The 22,096-nt window shown below is 40.8% G+C and carries 22 protein-coding genes and 1 pseudogene; 21 read left to right on the top strand and 2 right to left on the bottom strand.

The features are described from left to right. The first annotated feature begins 429 nt into the window (after positions 1–429). From ACVBD2_RS04290 to ACVBD2_RS04335, 10 genes and pseudogenes are all read left to right on the top strand, one after another. Complete coding sequence (locus ACVBD2_RS04290) at positions 430–633, top strand: excisionase (RefSeq protein ID WP_000814511.1); 204 nt, start codon at positions 430–432, stop codon at positions 631–633. Between the two features lie 81 nt (positions 634–714). Then, the gene (locus tag ACVBD2_RS04295) at positions 715–1,932 is read left to right on the top strand and encodes a tyrosine-type recombinase/integrase (RefSeq protein ID WP_001291561.1); all 1,218 of its coding nucleotides are present in this window, start codon (positions 715–717) and stop codon (positions 1,930–1,932) included. Between the two features lie 184 nt (positions 1,933–2,116). Continuing rightward, entirely contained in the window at positions 2,117–2,281 is a 165-nt protein-coding gene (locus ACVBD2_RS04300; RefSeq protein ID WP_461686188.1) for an Imm51 family immunity protein, read from the top strand. A 61-nt stretch (positions 2,282–2,342) separates the two neighbouring features. Continuing rightward, complete coding sequence (locus ACVBD2_RS04305; protein ID WP_461686189.1) at positions 2,343–2,948, top strand: DUF6707 family protein; 606 nt, start codon at positions 2,343–2,345, stop codon at positions 2,946–2,948. A gap of 43 nt (positions 2,949–2,991) precedes the next feature. Further along, positions 2,992–3,895, top strand: a pseudogene (locus ACVBD2_RS04310) (putative PEP-binding protein). Continuing rightward, positions 3,837–4,277, top strand: coding sequence for an ASCH domain-containing protein (locus ACVBD2_RS04315; RefSeq protein ID WP_461686190.1), 441 nt, complete (start codon positions 3,837–3,839; stop codon positions 4,275–4,277). Before ACVBD2_RS04310 ends, ACVBD2_RS04315 begins: the two are co-directional and overlap by 59 nt. Positions 4,278–4,398: 121 nt before the next feature. Next, positions 4,399–6,945: a M1 family metallopeptidase gene (locus ACVBD2_RS04320; protein ID WP_461686191.1), complete on the top strand. Its 2,547-nt coding sequence runs from the start codon at positions 4,399–4,401 to the stop codon at positions 6,943–6,945. Positions 6,946–7,054: 109 nt separating this feature from the next. Then, entirely contained in the window at positions 7,055–7,729 is a 675-nt protein-coding gene (gene ciaR, locus ACVBD2_RS04325; RefSeq protein WP_000590630.1) for a two-component system response regulator CiaR, read from the top strand. After that, a complete protein-coding gene (locus tag ACVBD2_RS04330) occupies positions 7,719–9,056 on the top strand; it encodes a sensor histidine kinase (protein ID WP_461686192.1) in 1,338 nt (445 codons plus the stop codon). Before ciaR ends, ACVBD2_RS04330 begins: the two co-directional genes overlap by 11 nt. 70 nt (positions 9,057–9,126) lie before the next feature. Continuing rightward, a protein-coding gene (locus tag ACVBD2_RS04335; protein WP_461685504.1) for an IS3 family transposase occupies positions 9,127–10,478 on the top strand; the annotation gives its coding sequence in 2 pieces (ribosomal slippage) (positions 9,127–9,568 and positions 9,568–10,478; 1,353 coding nt in all). 84 nt (positions 10,479–10,562) lie between these two features. Here ACVBD2_RS04335 and ACVBD2_RS04340 read toward each other — a convergent pair. Next, positions 10,563–10,847 carry a DUF3270 domain-containing protein gene (locus ACVBD2_RS04340; RefSeq protein ID WP_461686193.1) on the bottom strand — a complete coding sequence of 95 codons (285 nt, stop codon included), beginning with the start codon at positions 10,845–10,847 and terminating at the stop codon, positions 10,563–10,565. Between the two features lie 385 nt (positions 10,848–11,232). On the opposite strand from ACVBD2_RS04340, the gene ACVBD2_RS04345 reads away from it, so the two are divergent. From ACVBD2_RS04345 to deoD, 8 genes are all read left to right on the top strand, one after another. Further along, on the top strand, positions 11,233–12,288 hold the full coding sequence (locus ACVBD2_RS04345) for an ABC transporter permease (RefSeq protein WP_461686194.1): 1,056 nt from the start codon (positions 11,233–11,235) through the stop codon (positions 12,286–12,288). 13 nt (positions 12,289–12,301) lie between these two features. Beyond that, a complete protein-coding gene (locus tag ACVBD2_RS04350) occupies positions 12,302–12,982 on the top strand; it encodes an ABC transporter ATP-binding protein (protein ID WP_461686195.1) in 681 nt (226 codons plus the stop codon). A gap of 125 nt (positions 12,983–13,107) precedes the next feature. Continuing rightward, positions 13,108–14,037, top strand: coding sequence for a peptidase U32 family protein (locus tag ACVBD2_RS04355; RefSeq protein WP_461686196.1), 930 nt, complete (start codon positions 13,108–13,110; stop codon positions 14,035–14,037). A 105-nt stretch (positions 14,038–14,142) separates the two neighbouring features. Beyond that, positions 14,143–14,826, top strand: a complete 684-nt coding sequence (gene rpiA / locus ACVBD2_RS04360) for a ribose-5-phosphate isomerase RpiA (RefSeq protein ID WP_461686197.1) — start codon at positions 14,143–14,145, stop codon at positions 14,824–14,826. A 23-nt stretch (positions 14,827–14,849) separates the two neighbouring features. After that, positions 14,850–16,061 carry a phosphopentomutase gene (locus tag ACVBD2_RS04365; RefSeq protein WP_461686198.1) on the top strand — a complete coding sequence of 404 codons (1,212 nt, stop codon included), beginning with the start codon at positions 14,850–14,852 and terminating at the stop codon, positions 16,059–16,061. A gap of 1 nt (position 16,062) precedes the next feature. After that, complete coding sequence (locus tag ACVBD2_RS04370; protein ID WP_084921936.1) at positions 16,063–16,623, top strand: DUF1697 domain-containing protein; 561 nt, start codon at positions 16,063–16,065, stop codon at positions 16,621–16,623. Continuing rightward, a complete protein-coding gene (locus tag ACVBD2_RS04375) occupies positions 16,620–17,429 on the top strand; it encodes a purine-nucleoside phosphorylase (protein WP_049485269.1) in 810 nt (269 codons plus the stop codon). The genes ACVBD2_RS04370 and ACVBD2_RS04375 overlap by 4 nt, the downstream gene beginning before the upstream one ends. 353 nt (positions 17,430–17,782) lie before the next feature. Continuing rightward, entirely contained in the window at positions 17,783–18,493 is a 711-nt protein-coding gene (gene deoD / locus ACVBD2_RS04380) for a purine-nucleoside phosphorylase (RefSeq protein WP_000022092.1), read from the top strand. Positions 18,494–18,525: 32 nt separating this feature from the next. Here the strand turns inward: deoD and pavA are convergent, their stop codons facing one another. Continuing rightward, entirely contained in the window at positions 18,526–20,181 is a 1,656-nt protein-coding gene (gene pavA / locus ACVBD2_RS04385; protein ID WP_000006735.1) for an Rqc2 family fibronectin-binding protein PavA, read from the bottom strand. A 104-nt stretch (positions 20,182–20,285) separates the two neighbouring features. Between pavA and ybeY the strand changes: the two genes are divergently transcribed. The 3 genes from ybeY to era are packed head-to-tail and all read left to right on the top strand — an operon-like array spanning position 20,286 to position 22,075. Next, entirely contained in the window at positions 20,286–20,783 is a 498-nt protein-coding gene (gene ybeY / locus ACVBD2_RS04390) for an rRNA maturation RNase YbeY (protein ID WP_000275166.1), read from the top strand. Then, positions 20,764–21,159 (top strand): diacylglycerol kinase family protein, encoded by a 396-nt coding sequence (locus tag ACVBD2_RS04395; protein WP_000378172.1) that lies wholly within the window; start codon positions 20,764–20,766, stop codon positions 21,157–21,159. The genes ybeY and ACVBD2_RS04395 overlap by 20 nt, the downstream gene beginning before the upstream one ends. 16 nt (positions 21,160–21,175) lie before the next feature. Next, positions 21,176–22,075, top strand: a complete 900-nt coding sequence (gene era, locus ACVBD2_RS04400; RefSeq protein ID WP_000143282.1) for a GTPase Era — start codon at positions 21,176–21,178, stop codon at positions 22,073–22,075. Positions 22,076–22,096: the final 21 nt, after the last annotated feature.

Consider the following 22,096-nt stretch of genomic DNA (forward strand, 5'->3'; position numbering starts at 1 on the left):
ACCATTCCACGCTTCCCGAACAGGGAGGTTTGTTATTCCACCAAAGCATATTGAGCTTTCAATGTGTTTTGATAGGCTAACGAGCCATTGTTCTTTGAAAACTGAATAAAAGTAATCGAATACGTTTCGATAAGAAAAGAGCCAACGGAACTAACCGCCATGACCTATCTTATAAAGATAGCGAGCGATTCATGTTAGTGATCCGAGAAGCAATCTTTAGCAGGATTGCCTGCAACGACATTCTTATCGTGATAATGATACTCCCATACAGTCAATAGTCCGAGCGTGATAAAACCGTCGCAGGCAATGAGTATGGCTACATGAGAACCATGCAGGGGTGGAACTCCCGTGAGCTTTGCTAAAGCTGTTCGATTGCTGGTAAAACAACTTTTATGAAATCCAAATAAGTGATTTGGAAAGGAGGATTTTATGAAGCAGACTGACATTCCTATTTGGGAACGTTATACCCTAACCATTGAAGAAGCGTCAAAATATTTTCGTATTGGCGAAAACAAGCTACGACGCTTGGCAGAGGAAAATAAAAATGCAAATTGGCTGATTATGAATGGCAATCGTATTCAGATTAAACGAAAACAATTTGAAAAAATTATAGATACATTGGACGCAATCTAGCGTCGCCAAAGGGTCTTGTATATGATAAAATAGTATTAAGTCGTATCAAGGCTCTTTCCATAAAGGAAAGGAGCAAATGCCATGTCAGAAAAAAGACGTGACAATAAAGGTCGAATCTTAAAGACTGGAGAGAGCCAACGAAAAGACGGAAGATACTTATACAAATATATAGATTCATTTGGAGAACCGCAATTTGTTTACTCGTGGAAACTTGTGGCTACAGACCGAGTACCAGCAGGAAAGCGTGATTGTATCTCACTTAGAGAGAAAATCGCAGAGTTACAGAAAGACATTCATGATGGTATTGATGTTGTAGGAAAGAAAATGACACTCTGCCAGCTTTACGCAAAACAGAACGCTCAAAGACCAAAGGTTAGAAAAAACACTGAAACTGGACGCAAATATCTTATGGATATTTTGAAGAAAGACAAGTTAGGTGTAAGAAGTATTGACAGTATTAAGCCATCAGACGCTAAAGAATGGGCTATTAGAATGAGTGAAAATGGTTATGCTTATCAAACCATCAATAACTACAAACGTTCTTTAAAGGCTTCATTCTATATTGCTATACAAGATGATTGTGTTCGGAAGAATCCATTTGACTTTCAACTGAAAGCAGTTCTTGATGATGATACTGTCCCTAAGACCGTACTAACAGAAGAACAGGAAGAAAAACTGTTAGCCTTTGCAAAAGCTGATAAAACCTACAGCAAAAATTATGATGAAATTCTGATACTCTTAAAAACAGGTCTTCGTATTTCAGAGTTTGGTGGTTTGACACTTCCAGATTTAGATTTTGAGAATCGTCTTGTCAATATAGACCATCAGCTATTGAGAGATACTGAAATTGGGTACTACATTGAAACACCAAAGACCAAAAGTGGCGAACGTCAAGTTCCTATGGTTGAAGAAGCCTATCAAGCATTTAAGCGAGTGTTAGCGAATCGAAAGAATGATAAGCGTGTTGAGATTGATGGATATAGTGATTTCCTCTTTCTTAATAGAAAGAACTATCCAAAAGTGGCAAGTGATTACAACGGCATGATGAAAGGTCTTGTTAAGAAATACAATAAGTATAACGAGGATAAATTGCCACACATCACTCCACATAGTTTGCGACATACATTCTGTACCAACTATGCAAATGCAGGAATGAATCCAAAGGCATTACAGTACATTATGGGACATGCTAATATAGCCATGACGCTGAACTATTACGCACATGCAACATTCGATTCTGCAATGGCAGAAATGAAACGCTTGAATAAAGAGAAGCAACAGGAGCGTCTTGTTGCTTAGTAGTACAAATGAATTTACTACTTATTTACCACTTCTGACAGCTAAGACATGAGGAAATATGCAAAGAAACGTGAAGTATCTTCCTACAGTAAAAATACTCGAAAGCACATAGAATAAGGCTTTACGAGCATTTAAGAAAATATAAAAAGATAATTAGAAATTTATACTTTGTTTCAAAGAAAAAATGCCTGAATTAAGCGAATCTATTGACTTTGATCCAGAAGGAAGTATGTTTTGTGCCTATTCTTCCAATATTGATGCCTTAGCAACATTTGCTCTAGGTTTTAAGGAGTTTTGCGATGATTCTGAGTCTATGATAGACTTGTTTAGTCGAGCAGAGTTAGATTAGCTGATTAGAAAAGCTTTAACTACTAGATATTTGACTAGGGAAAAGACACAAAGGAGTTAAGATGAAGCTGATAGAAGTATTTGAGCTAGTGGAAAATCATTCTGATTTAAAACCCTATGTAGAAAAAATATTAAAAAAGTACAAGAAGACCAACTGTTCCTATCTTGAGTCTCTTAATCACCTTGCTTATTTACTCTATCTAGATGGTCAAAAAGAACTAGCTAAAAAGTTGTTAGATATTTTGCTACAAATTCCCTTTGAAGGAGATTATAATAGTTGGACCTTTGTTGAGAGTTCGATAGTCTTGTTGGCCTATATGGAAAAGCAGACGGAAAATCAGGTGTCCATTTATCAAAATCTCCTTTTAAGTCCACTAGATTCTGGGGAGGAATCAACTAGAAAAATAAGAAGGAGAGTACATCAGAGATTTTTGAATGGTGATACTTTGGAACAAAAGCTTGCAAAAATCGAGCAAGCTTCGACCTTTACATCTGAAATTGAATGGCGCTTACTTTACTTAGCAGACTTGTTAAAACTCCAGTTGTTTAGTGCGGAATCAACTCTGGACGAGGCGGATATCCAGTCTAAAATAGAAGAACAAATCGAAAGATTACAAAGCTTTATCAAGGAGCAAGGTATTGTTAGCCTTTTCCCTTTTAAGGGATGAGGAAGTGTGGCTAAATTTGAAGGATGGAAAGAGGTGAATGGCTATGAAAAACCAGCTAGCTCTTAGTGGCGAAAAAATTGTTGAAAAAGTTTATCCCCATTTATTGCACCACGTCGGCTTGATTCGTGGGGAATACTTGTTGAGAGAACTAAACCAAAACATACTATTACCAAATTGTCAGCAATTTGTGAAAGATTATCTAGACACTATTTGTCATTTGTACTCAGATGAAGAAGTCTGGTATCGCTTTTCAGAGTTAACAAATGCAGAAGCAAATATTCTAGACGGGACTAAAGAGTATTTTGACGAAAATCATCCCTTGTTTGGACATAGAGGGATAAGGCGTTTGCTGGCGTGTCCAGATGAATTTCAGGCTGAGACACATGTCGTTACAGAAGTTTTTCAAACCAAACCCAATCTGTCTGTTATTTTTCCTTTTGTCAATGATGCCGAACAATTAAAACAAGCTATTACAGTATTGCGTCAGTATAGTTTTACCGGGAAAGTCGGCACGATGATTGAATTACCGTCAGCTTATTTTGACTTGGACAGAATAATAGAAACGGGTATTTCAAAGATTATAGTTGGAATGAATGATTTGACTTCTTTTGTTTTTGCGACTGTGAGAAACAGTCAATGGCATGATATGGAAAGTCCAATTATGTTAGATATGCTGAGACAGATGCAGGATAAGGCAAGGATGAAAAAGATTGACTTTGCTGTAGCAGGTTATCTGAATCCGTCTTTCATAGAAAAAATGAATCAGATGGGGATTAAGTGCATTATCCACTATAGTTCTATTCCAGAGATTCTTGATTTAGAAATTGAATATCCAGACCATCTCAAACACATAAAAGAAAAAAGTAAAAAATTACAAAGGAGCAACCTATGACACCGCAAGAAATGTGGAATGCCTACAAGCAAATCAACCCCTCGATTGGAGATGAAATCGATGCTTGGGCTTTTGGAGTGGAAGCCGATCTCTTGGCAGACTTGGTTTTAAAAGGCGAAAAGACGGCAACCGCTTCAGCCTACGACCTCTACGCACTAGAAGATGAACCCCTTCCGCAAGAAGGAACCTTTGATATCATTTTAGATAGCCAAGATCAGGCTGTCTGTATTGTCGAAATTACCAAGGTTTCTGTTGAACCCTTCAATCAAGTTTCTGCGCAACATGCCTTTAAGGAAGGGGAAGGTGACAAATCCCTAGCCTATTGGCGTCAGGTTCATGAAGCCTTTTTTATGGACTGTTTAGGAGAAGCAGGACTGACTTTTACACCTGACAGCAAGGTTGTTTTAGAAGAATTTCGTAAGGTCTACCCTCTGTAGACAGATAGAAGGAAGAAAGTTTTGGAAATCGCCGTCCAATCCTTTTTTCTTAAGCAAAACATGATATAATAAGTTTGTTTGAATAAGAGTAAAACTCTTAAACTTAGAATAGGAGAAAACTATGCAAGCAGTTGAACATTTTATTACGCAATTTGTTCCTGAACACTATGATTTATTTTTAGACTTGAGTCGTGAGACCAAGACGTTTTCTGGAAAGGTGACCATTACTGGTCAAGCACAGAGTGACCGTATTTCCCTTCACCAAAAAGACTTGGAAATCGCTTCTGTAGAAGTTGCAGGTCAAGCTCGTCCATTTACAGTTGATCATGACAATGAAGCCCTTCATATCGAATTAGCTGAGGCTGGCAAAGTTGAAGTGGTTCTTGACTTTTCAGGAAAAATCACAGACAACATGACAGGGATTTACCCTTCTTACTACACAGTTGATGGTGCCAAGAAGGAAGTCTTGTCTACCCAGTTCGAGAGCCATTTTGCGCGCGAAGCCTTCCCATGTGTGGATGAGCCTGAAGCAAAAGCAACTTTTGACCTTTCTTTGCGTTTTGACCAAGCAGAAGGTGAATTGGCCTTGTCAAACATGCCTGAGATTGATGTGGTAAACCGTAAGGAAACAGGTATCTGGAAGTTTGAGACAACACCTCGCATGTCTTCTTACTTGTTGGCCTTTGTTGCAGGTGATTTGCAAGGAGTAACAGCTAAAACTAAAAATGGTACCCTTGTAGGTATCTACTCAACGAAAGCCCACCCACTATCTAACCTTGATTTCTCACTGGACATCGCTGTTCGCTCAATTGAGTTCTACGAAGATTACTACGGAGTCAAGTATCCAATTCCTCAATCTCTCCATATCGCCCTTCCTGACTTCTCAGCTGGTGCTATGGAAAACTGGGGTCTTGTGACCTACCGTGAAGTGTACTTGGTTGTCGATGAGAACTCTACATTTGCTAGCCGTCAACAAGTAGCTCTTGTTATCGCCCACGAGCTTGCCCACCAATGGTTTGGAAACCTCGTGACTATGAAATGGTGGGATGACCTCTGGCTCAATGAAAGTTTTGCTAACATGATGGAATACGTCTGTGTGGATGCCATCGAGCCAAGTTGGAATATCTTTGAAGACTTCCAAACAGGTGGTGTTCCAGCTGCGCTTAAACGCGATGCGACGGATGGTGTTCAGTCTGTCCATGTCGAAGTCAAACACCCAGATGAAATCAATACGCTCTTTGATGGCGCTATCGTCTATGCCAAAGGAAGCCGTCTCATGCACATGCTTCGCCGTTGGCTAGGCGATGCAGATTTCGCTAAAGGCTTGCATGCATACTTCGAAAAACACCAATACAGCAATACAATTGGTCGTGACCTTTGGAATGCCCTTGGTCAAGCATCAGGACGTGATGTCGCAGCCTTCATGGATTTTTGGTTGGAACAGCCTGGATATCCAGTTCTTACTGTCAAAGTTGAAAATGATCTCTTGAAGATTTCGCAAAAACAATTCTTTATCGGTGAGCATGAAGACAAGAACCGCCTCTGGGTTGTGCCACTGAATAGCAACTGGAAAGGCTTGCCAGATACACTCGAAACTGAAAGTATCGAAATTCCAGGCTATGCAGCTCTTTTTGCTGAAAATAAAGGAGCCCTTCGTCTCAACACTGAAAATACAGCCCACTACATTACCGACTATCAAGGAGACTTGTTAGAAGCTGTTCTTGCTGAGTTAGAGACACTTGATAACACAAGCAAACTGCAAATCGTTCAAGAACGCCGTTTGCTTGCTGAAGCGGGTCACATTTCTTATGCGGACTTGCTCCCAGTCCTTGATAAACTTGCTAAGGAAGAGTCTTACCTTGTGGTTTCAGCTGTTTCTCAAGTGATTTCTGCCCTTGAGCGCTTTATCGATGAAGGAACAGAGACTGAGAAAGCCTTTAATACACTCGTTGCTAAATTGGCTCGTCACAACTATGACCGTCTTGGTTTTGAAGCAAAAGATGGAGAATCAGATGAGGATGAATTGGTTCGTCAGTTGGCCGTTTCTATGATGATTCGCTCAAATGATGCAGAAGCTAGTCAAGTCGCTAGCCAAATCTTTGCAGCTCATAAGGAAAATCTTGCAGGACTTCCAGCAGCCATCCGTGCTCAAGTTCTCATCAATGAAATGAAACACCATGAGACCAAGGACTTAGTAGCAACTTATCTTGACCTCTACACTTATGCCACAGATGCTGTCTTCAAACGTCAGTTGGCTGCGGCTCTTGCCTACAGTACAGATGCTGACAATATCCAAACCTTGATTAGTTCATGGAAGGATAAGTTTGTTGTGAAACCACAAGACTTGTCTGCTTGGTATTACCAGTTCCTAGATCATCAAACAACTCAAGAAACTGTTTGGGTATGGGCGCGTGAAAACTGGGATTGGATCAAGGCAGCTCTTGGTGGGGATATGAGCTTTGATAGCTTTGTTATCCTACCTGCCCATGTATTTAAGACAGAGCAACGCTTGGCAGAGTACAAGGAATTCTTTGAACCGCAACTTTCTGACCTTGCTCTTAGCCGTAACATCCGCATGGGGATCAAAGATATCGCAGCGCGTGTTGACTTGATTAAGCGTGAGAAAGCAGCAGTCGAAGCTGTTGTAGCCCAATATGCCAAAGCTTAATTCGTTTGAAATGTAAACAAAAACTCAACTTTCTATCTGAAAACGAGAGAGAGTTGAGTTTTTTTTAAGGCAATTTTGGTATAATAATCATAACAAGGAGGAGTTTCTGATGATAAAAATCTTATTAGTAGAAGATGACCTAGGCCTGTCAAACTCAGTATTTGACTTTTTAGATGATTTTGCAGATGTCATGCAGGTTTTTGATGGAGAAGAAGGTCTCTACGAAGCAGAAAGTGGCGTCTATGACTTGATTTTGCTTGACCTGATGTTGCCAGAAAAAAATGGTTTCCAAGTCTTAAAAGAGTTGCGTGAAAAAGGAATTACGACACCAGTCCTTATCATGACTGCCAAAGAGAGTTTGGATGACAAGGGACACGGTTTTGAGCTTGGAGCGGATGACTACCTCACCAAACCTTTCTACCTAGAAGAACTCAAAATGCGGATCCAAGCCCTTCTCAAACGTTCAGGTAAGTTTAACGAAAACACCTTGACCTATGGAGATATTGTCGTCAACCTTTCGACGAATGAAGTGAAAGTGGAAGATACTCCTGTAGAACTACTCGGAAAAGAGTTTGAGTTATTAGTTTACTTCCTTCAAAATCAAAATGTCATTCTTCCCAAGACGCAAATTTTTGACCGCCTATGGGGATTTGATAGCGATACGACGATTTCCGTCGTAGAAGTCTATGTCTCAAAAGTTCGTAAGAAACTGAAGGGTACAGCCTTTGCTGAAAATCTTCAAACATTGCGTAGTGTCGGGTATATTTTAAAAGATGTTCAATAAACTAAAAAAAACATGGTATGCGGATGATTTCAGTTATTTTATTCGAAACTTTGGAGTGTTCACCCTGATCTTCTCTGCGATGACCTTGATTATCCTCCAGGTCATGCACTCGAGTCTCTACACTTCTGTAGATGAAAAACTCCAAGCTCTTAGTAGTAGTCCCCAAGCGGTTATCCAGTTAGCCCTGAATCGGGCAACTGAGGAAGTCAAGGATATTCAACCAGCAACAGCGGATGCCAGCAAGGCTGAAATCAAACCCAATGTCAGCTCCAATACGGAAGTCTTGCTCTTTGACAAGGATTTTAACCAACTCTTACTGGGCAATCGTTTTTTAGGTTTGGATAAGATCAAGCTGGACAAGAAAGAGTTGAATCACATTCGTCAAATCCAAGTTGTCAATAGCTACGGTCTGGAAGAAACCTACCGGATGATCTTGATGGAAACCAATTCATCCACTGTTTCAAGTAATGTCAAATATGCGGCAATCTTGATCAACACTAGTCAGCTTGAGCAGATTAGCCAAAACCATGAGCATTTAATCGTAGTGGTCATGGCCAGTTTCTGGCTCCTATCTTTAATTGCCAGTGTTTATCTGGCACGTGTCAGTGTCAAACCTCTGCTGGAAAGTATGCAAAAGCAGAAGTCCTTTGTTGAAAATGCGAGCCACGAACTGAGAACGCCTTTGGCCGTTTTACAAAATCGTTTAGAGACTCTCTTTCGAAAACCAGAGGCAACGATTATGGAATCCAGCGAAAGTATCGCTTCGAGTCTTGAAGAAGTTCGCAACATGCGTTTCCTCACGACCAATCTTCTCAACCTTGCACGTCGAGATGATGGAATCAAACCAGAAATAGCAGAAGTATCACCACAGTTTTTTAAGACTACCTTTGCCAACTATGAGTTGATTGCTTCTGAAAATGATCGTATTTTTGAGTATGAAAATCGGATTTATCGTTCCTTTATGACCGATCAGTTGCTTCTAAAACAGCTCATGACTATCTTATTTGATAATGCCATTAAGTATACTGAAGAAGATGGGAAAATTGAGTTTGTGGTCCATGCTACAGATCGCCACCTCTATCTTACAGTAACGGATAATGGAATTGGAATCTCAGCTGCTGATAAGAAGAAAATCTTTGACCGCTTTTACCGTGTAGACAAGGCGAGAACCCGTCAGAAAGGCGGTTTTGGTCTTGGACTATCTTTGGCCAAGCAAATTGTTGATGCCTTACGAGGAACGATTACCGTTAAAGATAACAAACCTAGAGGAACGATTTTTGAAGTTAAAATCGTTATCCAATCTCCTTCTAAACGTAAGAATAAATAAAAAAGACAGTTTTGTGAACTGCACCCCAAAAGTTAGACAGAAAAAATCTAACTTTTGGGGTGTTTTTATTATGAAATTAACTTATGATGATAAAGTTCAGATTTATGAACTTAGAAAACAAGGATATAGCTTAGAGAAGCTTTCAAATAAATTTGGGATAAACAATTCTAATCTTAGGTACATGATTAAATTGATTGATCGTTACGGGATAGAAATCGTTAAAAAGGAGAAGAATCGTTACTATTCTCCTGAATTAAAACAAGAAATCATTGATGAAGTCCAACTTGAGGGACAATCGCAACTAAGCGTATCTCTGGATTATGCTCTTCCAAGTAGTGGATTACTTCCAAATTGGCTGGCACAATACAAGAAAAACGGGTATACTATTGTTGAGAAAACAAGAGGGAGAGTACCTAAAATGGGACGTAAACGGAAGAAAAATTGGGAAGAAATGACAGAACTAGAGCGACTTCAAGAGGAGAATGAACGCTTACGGACTGAGGTGGCCTACCTAAAAAAGTTAAAAGAGTTAGAGGAAAGAGACGAAGCCTTAGAGCGAGAAAGGCAGAGACAGTTAGAGAAATGGTTTCAGGAGGATTTCGACTAGATTTACTTCTTGAAGCGGCTCGTTTACCTCGCTCAACTTACTATTATCAGTTGAAACAGCTGGATGGGTTTGATAAAGATAAAGAGCTTAAAACCGAAATTCAAGCGATTTATAATGAACATAAAGGCAACTATGGCTATCGCCGAATGACTCTTGAATTGAGGAATCGTGGTCATATAGTAAACCATAAGAAGGTCCAACGTCTGATGAAAATCCTTGGTTTAAGTGCTCGAATTCGTCGGAAACGGAAGTATTCTTCTTATCAAGGAGAGATTGGCAAGAAAGCAGATAACCTTATTCAACGCCAATTTGAAGCAGCCAAACCAATGGAAAAGTGCTACACAGATGTGACAGAATTTGCCATTCCAGCAAGTACTCAAAAGCTTTACTTATCACCAGTTTTAGATGGCTTTAACAGCGAAATTATTGCTTTTAATCTTTCTTGTTCGCCTAATTTAGAACAGGTAAAAACGATGCTAGAACAGGCATTCACAGAGAAGCACTATGAGAATACGATTCTCCATAGCGATCAAGGGTGGCAATACCAACACGATTCTTATCATCGGTTTCTACAGAGTAAGGGAATTCAAGCATCTATGTCGCGCAAGGGCAACAGCCCAGACAACGGCATGATGGAATCCTTCTTTGGCATTTTGAAATCGGAGATGTTTTATGGATATGAGAAGACATTTAAATCACTTCATCAATTGGAACAAGCTATTGTGGACTACATTGATTATTACAACAACAAACGAATTAAAGTCAAACTAAAAGGACTTAGCCCTGTGCAATACAGAACTAAATCCTTTCAATAATTATTTGTCCAACTTTTGGGGGTCAGTACATTTGTAACTGTCTTTTTAGATAACAAGAAAAGAGGTTGGTAGTAGTACCAACCTTTATTTTGAAAGTTTTCGTTTAATCATCTTTCGTTGGAGTTGGAGGAGTACCAAGCTTGCCCCCATAGCAGCAACAAATGATAAAGCTGTGTTCAATTTTAAGGCTAAAAAGATAAAACTAAAAAACACCATAAAAATACAAAAACAAGCAATATTTACAAAAAATAAAATTTCTTTTAAATTGGAGCTAACAGGTGCTTCCAGTGTATAGTCTTGATAAAGCGGAGTTTGATTCGATTCGGGAGTTTGTTCAAACTCATAAGCTTCTAATTTTCTTGCGGGCATGATTCTCTCCTTAACAGTACCTAACTATTTTATCATTTTTTATGCTGAGAATTATTACAGGATTGTTACAAAACTACTAAAGTCTCTTATCATCTTCTAAGTCACTCTTCTTGACACCCACTAGAGAAAGTGATAGCATGGATGTTACACTTAAAACAGATGACCTGACTTTCTCTATTATAAATATACTGAGAAAGGAAAGGATAACTTATATAAATTGATAGCAAGCTGAGGCTTTTTCCTAAGATGATTTGTTAAGTTGCTACCTTGATTCATTTTAAAAGAATAGGTAGGAGTTGTTTTGAATGGATGGAAGGACAGAGATTCTGTCTATTGGATTGGGTGGCCTTCTTGCTACCTCTGGGGAAAGTTAAAGGAGATAAGCATGTATCTTGCTATCAAAGAGATATTACGAAACAAACTTCGATATAGTTTGATCTTAACTACCATTTTTCTTATCGCTTTTATGGTCTTTTTTATGACCAGTTTAGCTCTTGGTCTTGTGCGAAACAACCGAGCAGCTATTGATAATTGGCAAGCAACGGGTGTCGTTTTATCCGACTACGCAAATGATAATTTGACAGCATCCTTTATTCCTGAAAAGGACTACAAGGATAAGAGTTCTGAAGAGGCTGCTCCATTGGGCTATATGTTCGCTGTGACCAATCTAGTCGATGGTAGTGAAAAGGTCAATGTTTCCATTTTTGCTCAAGACTGGGACTCTTTTATCTCTCCTAGTTTGACGGAGGGTCGTTATCCTGAAGGAGATGATGAGGTCATCGTGGATCAGTCCTTTGAAAATTATGGAATTAAGCTAGGTGATGCCATTCAGCTCAATGGAAGCGAGGCAAGTTACAAGATTGTAGGCCTGACTCAAGGAAATAAATTTTTCACTGAGCCTGTTGTCTTTACGAGTTTGACAACTTATTGGACCTTACAAGGAACCTTGAAAGCCAATCGTTCCATCTCTGCCTTGGTATTGAAAAATGACATAGAAGTGGTCGGCGATGGACTGAAACAGATTTCCATTCCAAAAATGATATCGAAAATCCCTGGTTACACTCCTCAGGTTAATGTATTTTCAGGAATGATTCTTGCTATGATTGTTATCACAGGCTTGATTGTGGGGATTTTTGTTTATATCATTACCATCCAAAAACTAGGTCTTTATAGAATAATGCGGGCTCAGGGGATACAGATCAAAACAATTGTATGGTCTCTGTTCTGTCAAATCTTCCTCCTAGCTGGTATGGGGATTGCTTTAGCCTTACTGGCAATCGGAGGAGTGATTTTAGTCTTACCAGCTACCTTCTTTTTCTATCCAAGTTGGATAGCCTACTCTGTCCTAAGTTTGGTAATTTCCTTGATGGCCCTTCTAGGTGGTGTCATTTCACTTCCACGCTTGCTAAAGGTGGACCCGATTACTGCGATTGCAGAGTGATAAGGAGAATAGTATGACAGCATTGATTGAAATGAATCAAGTGACAAAAACCTACGGGGAAGGAAAGATGAGAGTCGTAGCCCTGCATGAGACGAATTTTCAGCTAAATGCGGGAGAGTTCGTAGCTATTGTTGGGCCTTCTGGCTCTGGAAAGACGACCTTTCTAACAACTCTAGGACAACTACAGGAAGTGTCGAGTGGAAAGATTTTAGTAAAGGGGAAGGAAACAGGCAGTTTGACGGAGAAGGAAAAAACAGATCTCCGTTTTAGAGAGTTTGGTTTCATTCTCCAGGCTTCAAACTTAATTCCTTTTCTAACGGTCAAGGAACAGCTGGATTTGATTGACAGACTGGATAAGGGAAAAAATAGTAAAAGTGACCGAAAAGAGCTGTTTGACTTGTTGGATTTGGAAAAAGTACAAGATCAGTATCCCAAGGCTCTATCTGGTGGTGAACGTCAACGTGCCGCGATTGCTAGAGCGCTCTATAACAATCCGAGCATCGTTCTTGCAGATGAGCCGACAGCCAGTCTAGACACCCAGCGTGCCTACCAAGTAACGGAGATGTTGGCTGCCATTGCCCATGAACAAGGTAGAGGAGTTGTTATGATTACGCATGATACTCGTCTTCTTGATAAGGTTGACCGTATTTATGTCATGAATGATGGCCACCTAGTTGAAGAAACACATGCATAAAATAGAGTGAATGGTACAAGTTACTGTTCACTTTTTTGATTGGGAAAGATAGAAATCAGTTTAACTTTTTGTGAAACTCTCAGTAACCATAGCTGATTTTTGAGAAATGTGGTATAATTTTTCTTATGGAAAAGATTATCATTACAGCAACTGCTGAAAGTATTGAACAAGTTGAACAGTTACTCGAAGCTGGCGTAGACCGTATCTATGTTGGTGAGAAAGATTTTGGCCTTCGTCTGCCAACGACTTTTAGTTATGAAGACTTACGCACCATCGCTAAGTTGGTTCATGAAGCAGGCAAGGAATTGATTGTCGCGGTTAATGCCCTCATGCACCAAGATATGATGGACCGAATCAAGCCTTTCCTAGACTTCTTGGAAGAAATCAAGACAGACTATATTACTGTTGGGGATGCAGGTGTCTTTTACGTGGTCAATCGTGATGGCTATTCCTTCAAGACTATCTACGATGCTTCAACCATGGTAACAAGTAGTCGTCAAATTAACTTCTGGGGACAAAAGGCTGGCGCATCTGAGGCTGTTTTGGCGCGTGAAATTCCATCTGCTGAGCTCTTCAAGATGCCTGAGATTTTGGAAATTCCTGCTGAAGTATTGGTTTATGGGGCTAGTGTCATTCACCATTCTAAGCGACCACTTTTGCAAAACTACTATAACTTTACGCATATCGATGATGAAAAAACGCGTAAACGTGACCTCTTCTTGGCTGAACCAAGTAATCCAGAGAGCCATTACTCTATCTTTGAAGATAATCATGGTACCCACATCTTTGCCAACAATGACCTTGATTTGATGACCAAATTAACAGAATTGGTGGAGCATGGCTTTACTCACTGGAAACTCGAAGGGCTTTACACACCAGGTCAGAACTTTGTTGAGATTGCTAAACTCTTTATTCAAGCGCGTGGCTTGATCCAAGAGGGGAATTTCAGCCATGACCAAGCCTTCTTGTTAGATGAGGAAGTGCGCAAGTTACACCCTAAAAACCGTTTCCTCGACACAGGATTCTATGATTACGATCCTGATATGGTCAAATAGGACACCAAAACCCGAAATAAAAATGTTCGGGTTTTTCAAGTGTATCCATGAAATAAAAACGGATACATGTTATAATGAAAGTAGCTCTTTATTGGAGGTATTTAAGTGGAGAATCTGAAAAAGATGGCAGGTATCAAGGCTGCTGAGTTTGTCAAGGATGGTATGGTTGTCGGTCTGGGAACTGGCTCTACTGCCTACTATTTCGTAGAAGAAGTAGGTCGTCGGATCAAGGAAGAAGGTTTGCAGATTACTGCTGTGACAACTTCCAGTGTGACCAGTAAACAGGCTGAAGGTCTTAACATCCCGCTCAAGTCGATTGATCAAGTAGACTTTGTCGATGTGACAGTCGATGGAGCGGATGAAGTTGATAGCCAGTTTAACGGAATTAAAGGCGGTGGTGGTGCGCTTCTGATGGAGAAGGTTGTCGCAACGCCCTCAAAAGAATACATTTGGGTGGCGGATGAAAGCAAACTGGTCAAGAAACTAGGTGCTTTTAAATTGCCAGTAGAAGTGGTTCAGTATGGCGCTGAACAGGTCTTTCGTCGGTTTGAGCGAGCTGGCTACAAACCAAGTTTCCGTGAAAAAGACGGCCAACGTTTTGTGACCGATATGCAGAATTTTATCATTGATCTAGCCTTGGATGTCATTGAAGATCCAATTGCCTTCGGACAAGAATTGGACCATGTCGTTGGTGTCGTAGAGCACGGTTTATTCAACCAAATGGTTGATAAGGTCATCGTAGCGGGACGAGATGGTGTTCAGATTTTAACTTCAACAAAAGCAAACTAATCAACATAATAAGGAGATACACTATGTCAAAATTTAATCGTATTCACTTGGTGGTACTGGATTCTGTGGGAATCGGTGCTGCGCCAGATGCCAATAACTTTGTCAATGCAGGGGTTCCAGATGGAGCTTCTGACACACTGGGACACATTTCAAAAACAGTTGGTTTGAATGTGCCAAACATGGCCAAAATCGGTCTAGGAAATATTCCACGTGAAACTCCTCTAAAGACTGTACCAGCTGAAAGCAATCCAACAGGTTATGCAACAAAATTGGAAGAAGTTTCCCTTGGTAAGGATACCATGACTGGTCACTGGGAAATCATGGGACTCAACATTACCGAGCCTTTCGACACTTTCTGGAATGGATTCCCAGAAGAAATTTTGACAAAAATCGAAGAATTCTCAGGACGCAAGGTCATTCGTGAAGCCAATAAACCATACTCAGGAACAGCTGTTATCGAAGATTTTGGACCACGTCAGATGGAAACTGGAGAGTTGATTATCTATACTTCAGCTGACCCAGTCTTGCAAATTGCTGCCCACGAAGACATCATTCCTTTGGATGAATTGTACCGTATCTGTGAATACGCTCGTTCGATTACCCTTGAGCGTCCTGCCCTTTTAGGTCGTATCATTGCCCGTCCATATGTTGGTGAACCTGGTAACTTCACTCGTACAGCAAATCGTCGTGACTTGGCAGTATCTCCATTTGCACCAACTGTTTTAGATAAATTGAACGAAGCAGGTATCAATACTTACGCTGTTGGTAAAATCAACGATATCTTTAACGGAGCTGGTATCAATCATGACATGGGCCACAACAAGTCAAACAGCCACGGAATTGATACATTATTGAAGACCATGGGACTTGCTGAATTTGAAAAAGGATTCTCCTTCACAAACTTAGTTGACTTTGATGCCCTTTACGGCCACCGTCGCAATGCTCATGGTTACCGTGATTGCTTGCATGAGTTTGATGAACGCTTGCCTGAAATTATCGCTGCCATGAGAGAGGATGACCTTCTCTTGATTACTGCTGACCATGGAAATGACCCAACCTATGCAGGAACAGACCACACTCGTGAATATATCCCACTTTTAGCTTACAGCCCTAGCTTTAAGGGAAATGGTGTCATTCCAGTTGGACATTTTGCAGATATCTCAGCGACAGTTGCGGATAACTTTGGTGTTGAAACTGCCATGATTGGGGAAAGTTTCTTAGATAAATTGGTATAAGATGACACACTATGCTTTACTGGTAAGGGGCATTAATGTCGGTGGGAAAAATAAGGTTGTTATGTCGCAACTTCGTCAAGAATTGACAGAGTTGGGAGTGGAAAAAGTTGATACCTACATCAACAGTGGCAATATTTTCTTTACTTCGACAGATGCCAAAGCCCAATTGGTTGAAAAGTTAGAGGATTTCTTTGCAGTCCATTATCCATTTATTCAGAGCTTTTCTTTGCTGAGTCAGGAAGACTATGAGGCAGAGCTAAAGAATTTGCCAGATTGGTGGACCAAAGATTTAGCACGAAAGGATGTCCTCTTTTACACGGAGGGCTTGGATGTGGATCAAGTCATCGAGAAAGTGAACAGTTTGGAACTGAAAGATGAAGTGGTTCATTTTGGAAGACTTGGGATTTTCTGGGGGAAATTTTCTGAAGAATCCTACTATGCAACTGCCTATCACAAGTACTTGCTCAAGATGCCTTTTTATCGCAACATCACCATTCGCAATGCAAAAACCTTTGACAAAATTGGTCAAATGTTAAAAAATAATAAAGGAGACACACAATGACATTTTTAGATAAAATCAAGGAAACAGCTGCTTTCCTGAAAGACAAGGGAATCCAAGCGCCTGAGTTCGGTCTAATCCTTGGATCAGGACTTGGAGAATTGGCAGAAGAAATCGAAAATCCAGTTGTAGTAGATTATGCAGACATTCCAAACTGGGGGCGCTCTACAGTAGTCGGTCACGCTGGTAAATTGGTATATGGAGAACTTGCAGGTCGAAAAGTCTTGGCTCTTCAAGGTCGTTTCCATTTCTACGAGGGAAATCCTCTTGAAGTCGTGACTTTCCCAGTACGTGTGATGAAAGTCCTCGGATGTGAAGGTGTCATTGTAACCAATGCAGCTGGAGGTATTGGATTTGGTCCTGGTACCTTGATGGCTATCTCAGACCATATCAATATGACGGGGCAAAACCCATTGATGGGTGAAAACTTGGATGATTTTGGTCCACGTTTCCCAGATATGTCTAAAGCCTACACTCCAGAATACCGTGCTATTGCCCATGAAGTGGCTAAGAAACTTGGTATCAAGCTTGATGAAGGTGTCTATATTGGTGTAACAGGTCCGACTTATGAAACCCCAGCAGAAATTCGTGCCTATAAGACATTGGGAGCAGATGCAGTTGGTATGTCTACTGTTCCTGAAGTTATTGTTGCAGCTCACTCAGGTTTGAAAGTTCTTGGTATTTCATGTATTACTAACCATGCTGCTGGTTTCCAAGAAGAACTCAACCACGAAGAAGTTGTAGAAGTGACTGAACGTGTTAAAGGTGACTTCAAAGGCTTGCTTAAAGCGATTCTTGCTGAATTGTAATGAATACTTATCATAGAAAGGTAGAGTGAAGTGTTCTGATTTGAACACGAGCGGAAAATCTTTCATAACAATAAAAGAAAGGATGGGTAAACCGTATTTGTTGAACTGAATACGGGCGGAGAACTGTGTAAAAAAGATAAACTGTCTAACATCTGCGATGTGTCGTCAGTTTCCTATTTTTCCTTTGTTCTCTGTAGCTATCCTAAATATACAAAAAGAAAGGTAGAGCGAAGTGTTCTAATTTGAACACTAGCGGAAAACTCGGAAAATAGATAATCTGACTGAGAAATCAGGATTTCTCGTCAAATTCCTAATTTTCAGTCGTTTTCTTCTCGCTCTTTGTATCATAAACTATGTCTATCCATATTGCTGCTCAGCAGGGTGAAATTGCTGATAAAATTCTTCTTCCTGGGGATCCTCTTCGTGCGAAATTTATTGCGGAAAACTTCCTTGAAGATGCTGTTTGTTTTAACGAAGTGCGTAACATGTTTGGTTACACTGGTACTTACAAGGGTCACCGTGTATCGGTCATGGGAACTGGGATGGGGATGCCATCCATTTCGATTTATGCGCGTGAGTTGATTGTGGACTACGGTGTAAAGAAATTGATCCGTGTGGGAACTGCGGGTTCGTTAAACGAGGATGTTCATGTCCGTGAATTGGTTTTGGCGCAAGCAGCTGCAACCAACTCAAACATCATCCGCAACGACTGGCCACAGTATGATTTCCCACAAATCGCTAGTTTTGACTTGCTAGACAAGGCCTACCATATCGCCAAAGAACTAGGTATGACCACCCACGTTGGGAACGTTTTGTCATCAGATGTCTTTTACTCAAACTACTTTAAAAAGAACATCGAGCTTGGTAAATGGGGAGTCAAGGCTGTGGAAATGGAAGCAGCAGCTCTTTACTATCTTGCTGCCCAACACCACGTCGATGCACTTGCTATCATGACCATTTCTGATAGCTTGGTCAATCCAGATGAAGACACTACGGCAGAAGAACGCCAAAACACCTTCACTGATATGATGAAAGTCGGCTTGGAAACCTTGATTGCAGAGTGAAATGTAAAAGAAAATCCTGATTTCAAGTTGAATCAGGATTTTTTCATAGATGCGATTTTTTCTGGGTCTGGTGTAACGCGGAGGGTCTTTTGTCCTGTGTAGGTTACAAAGCCAGGTTTTCCACCAGTTGGTTTGTTGAGTTTCTTGACTTCAATCATATCCACTTGAACTAGATTTGACAAACGCCCTTTGGAGAAGTAGGCAGCTAGTTCAGCTGCATCTGTCTTGACTTCATCAGATGGATCAAGATTTCCTGAGATGACGACGTGGCTTCCAGGGATGTCCTTGGCATGGAACCAAAGTTCCTCCTTGCGGGCCATTTTAAAGGTCAACTCTTCATTTTGAAGATTGTTTCGACCGACATAGATGATGGTCTTGCCATCGCTCGCCAGATACTGTTCTGGTTTTTTGCGTTTCTGAATTTTCTCGCGTTGGCGTCTTCTAATGAAGCCTGTTTGGATCAATTCTTCACGGATTTCAGCGATTTCTTCCAGTCCAGCTTGGTTGAGTACGGTTTCGACACTTTCTAGATAAAGAATGGTGGCCTTGGTTTCTTCGATCAACTCAGTCAGGTATTTGACAGCTTCTTTGAGCTTCTGATAGCGTTTAAAGTAGCGTTGAGCATTCTGGCTGGGAGTCAAGGCCTTATCAAGCGCAATGGTGATAGGTTGGTTGGTGTAGTAGTTGTCCAAGGTAACCTGATCTTGGTCATTAGGCACTTGGTGGAGGAAGGTTGTCAGCAATTCCCCTTTTTGGCGAAATTCCTCAGCATTGTCTGTCGCTAGTAACTCTTTTTCTTGTTTTTTTAGCTTATGACGATTTTTTTGAAGTTCATTTTCAACACGGCGAATGAGCTCACTGGCTTGCTGTTTGACGCGATCGCGCTCTGCCTTATCTTTGTAATAGGTATCCAGAAGATCAGAGAGACTGGCAAAAGGCTCTCCCACCTGATTTGCAAAAGGAACTGGGCTGAAAGAAGTCTCCGTTAGGAAAGGCTTGGTTTCTTGCCCGAAGAAGTTTCGGAAAGTAGACAGTTTATCACTGACAAGAATGTTTTCCAATTCATTTGCCGTATCACGTCCTAGACCTTGAAAGAGACTTTGAAGATTTTTTGCTGTTAGTTCCTGTGTTTGCAGGATTTCAAAGAGCTTTTCATCCTTGACGGTAAATGGATTGAGAGACTCGGTGCTTGGTGGAGCGAGATAGGTCGATCCGGGGAGCAAGGTGCGGTAGCTATTTTGTGAAAAGCCAACGTGTTTAATAACTTCGAGGATTCTATGGCTGCTTTTATCCACGAGGAGAATATTACTGTGTTTGCCCATGATTTCGATAATCAAGGTAGCCTGAATATGGTCCCCAATCTCGTTTTTATTGGAAACGGTAATTTCCACAATACGGTCATTTTCGATTTGCTCGATCGACTCAATCAGGGCACCCTGCAAATACTTTCTCAAAACCATGATAAAAGTGGAAGGTTGGGCTGGATTTTCAAAGGTTGTTTGGGTCAGCTGGATGCGACCAAAAACGGGATGAGCAGAGAGGAGCAGGCGATGGCTTTGGCGATTGCTGCGGATTTGCAAGACCAACTCTTGTTCAAAAGGTTGATTGATTTTCTGGATGCGACCATTGACCAACTCTCTTCGCAATTCCTCAATCATGTGGTGTAAAAAAAATCCGTCAAATGACATCGTTCTCTCCTTGTGATTGTATTCCATAGTATTATATCAAAAAGGTAGAATAAAATCATGGAAATATGGTATAATAAAGCCAAGTAAAGAGAATCGAGAAGCACATGTATATTGAAATGGTAGATGAAACTGGTCAAGTTTCACAAGAAATCTTGCACCAAACCCAAGAAATTTTGGAATTTGCAGCCCAAAAAATAGGAAAAGAAGACAAGGAGATGGCAGTTACTTTTGTGACCAATGAGCGTAGTCACGAACTCAACCTCGAGTACCGTGATACAGATCGCCCGACAGATGTCATCAGCCTTGAATATAAACCGGAATTGGACATTACTTTTGACGAGGAAGATTTGCTTGAAAACCCTGAATTAGCAGAAATGATGTCTGAGTTCGATGCCTATATTGGGGAATTGTTTATCTCTATCGATAAAGCGCATGAGCAGGCTGAGGAATACGGTCACAGCTTTGAGCGTGAGATGGGCTTCTTGGCAGTACACGGCTTTTTACACATTAACAGCTACGATCACTACACTCCGGAAGAAGAAGCGGAGATGTTCGGTTTACAAGAAGAAATTTTGACAGCCTATGGACTCACAAGACAATAAACGAAAATGGAAAAATCGTGACCTGATATCCAGTTTAGAATTTGCTCTTACAGGAATTCTGACTGCTTTCAAGGAAGAACGTAATATGCGAAAACATGCAGTGACGGCTCTAGTAGTCATCCTTGCAGGTTTTGTTTTTCAGGTGTCACGAATCGAATGGCTCTTTCTCCTGATGAGCATTTTCTTGGTAGTAGCCTTTGAAATTATTAACTCTGCTATTGAAAATGTGGTGGATCTAGCCAGTCACTATCACTTTTCTATGTTGGCAAAGAAAGCCAAGGATATGGCAGCTGGTGCCGTACTTGTGGTTTCCCTTCTTGCTGCAGTGATTGGTGCACTTATCTTTCTCCCACGCATTTGGGATTTATTATTTTAAACAATAAGAGGAAATTATGACATTTAAATCTGGCTTTGTAGCTATTTTGGGACGTCCCAATGTTGGGAAGTCAACCTTTTTGAATCACGTCATGGGGCAAAAGATTGCCATTATGAGTGACAAGGCGCAGACAACGCGCAATAAAATCATGGGGATTTACACCACGGATAAGGAGCAAATCGTCTTTATCGACACGCCGGGGATTCACAAGCCTAAGACGGCTCTTGGAGATTTTATGGTGGAATCTGCCTACAGTACTCTGCGTGAAGTGGATACTGTTCTATTCATGGTGCCAGCTGATGAGCCACGTGGTAAGGGCGACGATATGATTATCGAGCGTCTGAAGGCTGCCAAGGTTCCAGTTATTTTGGTGGTCAATAAGATTGACAAGGTCCATCCAGACCAGCTTTTGACTCAGATTGATGACTTCCGTAACCAGATGGACTTTAAGGAGATTGTTCCGATCTCAGCCCTTCAGGGAAATAACGTTTCTCGTTTAATTGACATCCTCAGTGAAAATCTAGAGGAAGGTTTCCAGTATTTCCCATCTGATCAAATCACAGATCATCCTGAGCGTTTCTTGGTTTCAGAAATGATTCGTGAGAAAGTCTTGCACCTAACGCGTGAAGAAATCCCTCACTCAGTTGCAGTAGTGGTTGACTCTATGAAGCGTGATGAAGAGACCGACAAGGTTCATATCCGAGCAACCATCATGGTCGAGCGCGATAGCCAAAAAGGCATTATCATCGGAAAAGGTGGCGCCATGCTCAAGAAAATTGGGACCATGGCTCGTCGTGATATCGAACTCATGCTAGGAGACAAGGTCTTCCTAGAAACTTGGGTCAAGGTCAAGAAAAACTGGCGTGATAAAAAGCTAGATTTGGCTGATTTTGGTTATAATGAAAAAGAATACTAAGTAGAGGTGGGCTCATGCCTG

Source organism: Streptococcus sp. KHUD_018 (genome assembly GCF_054861215.1).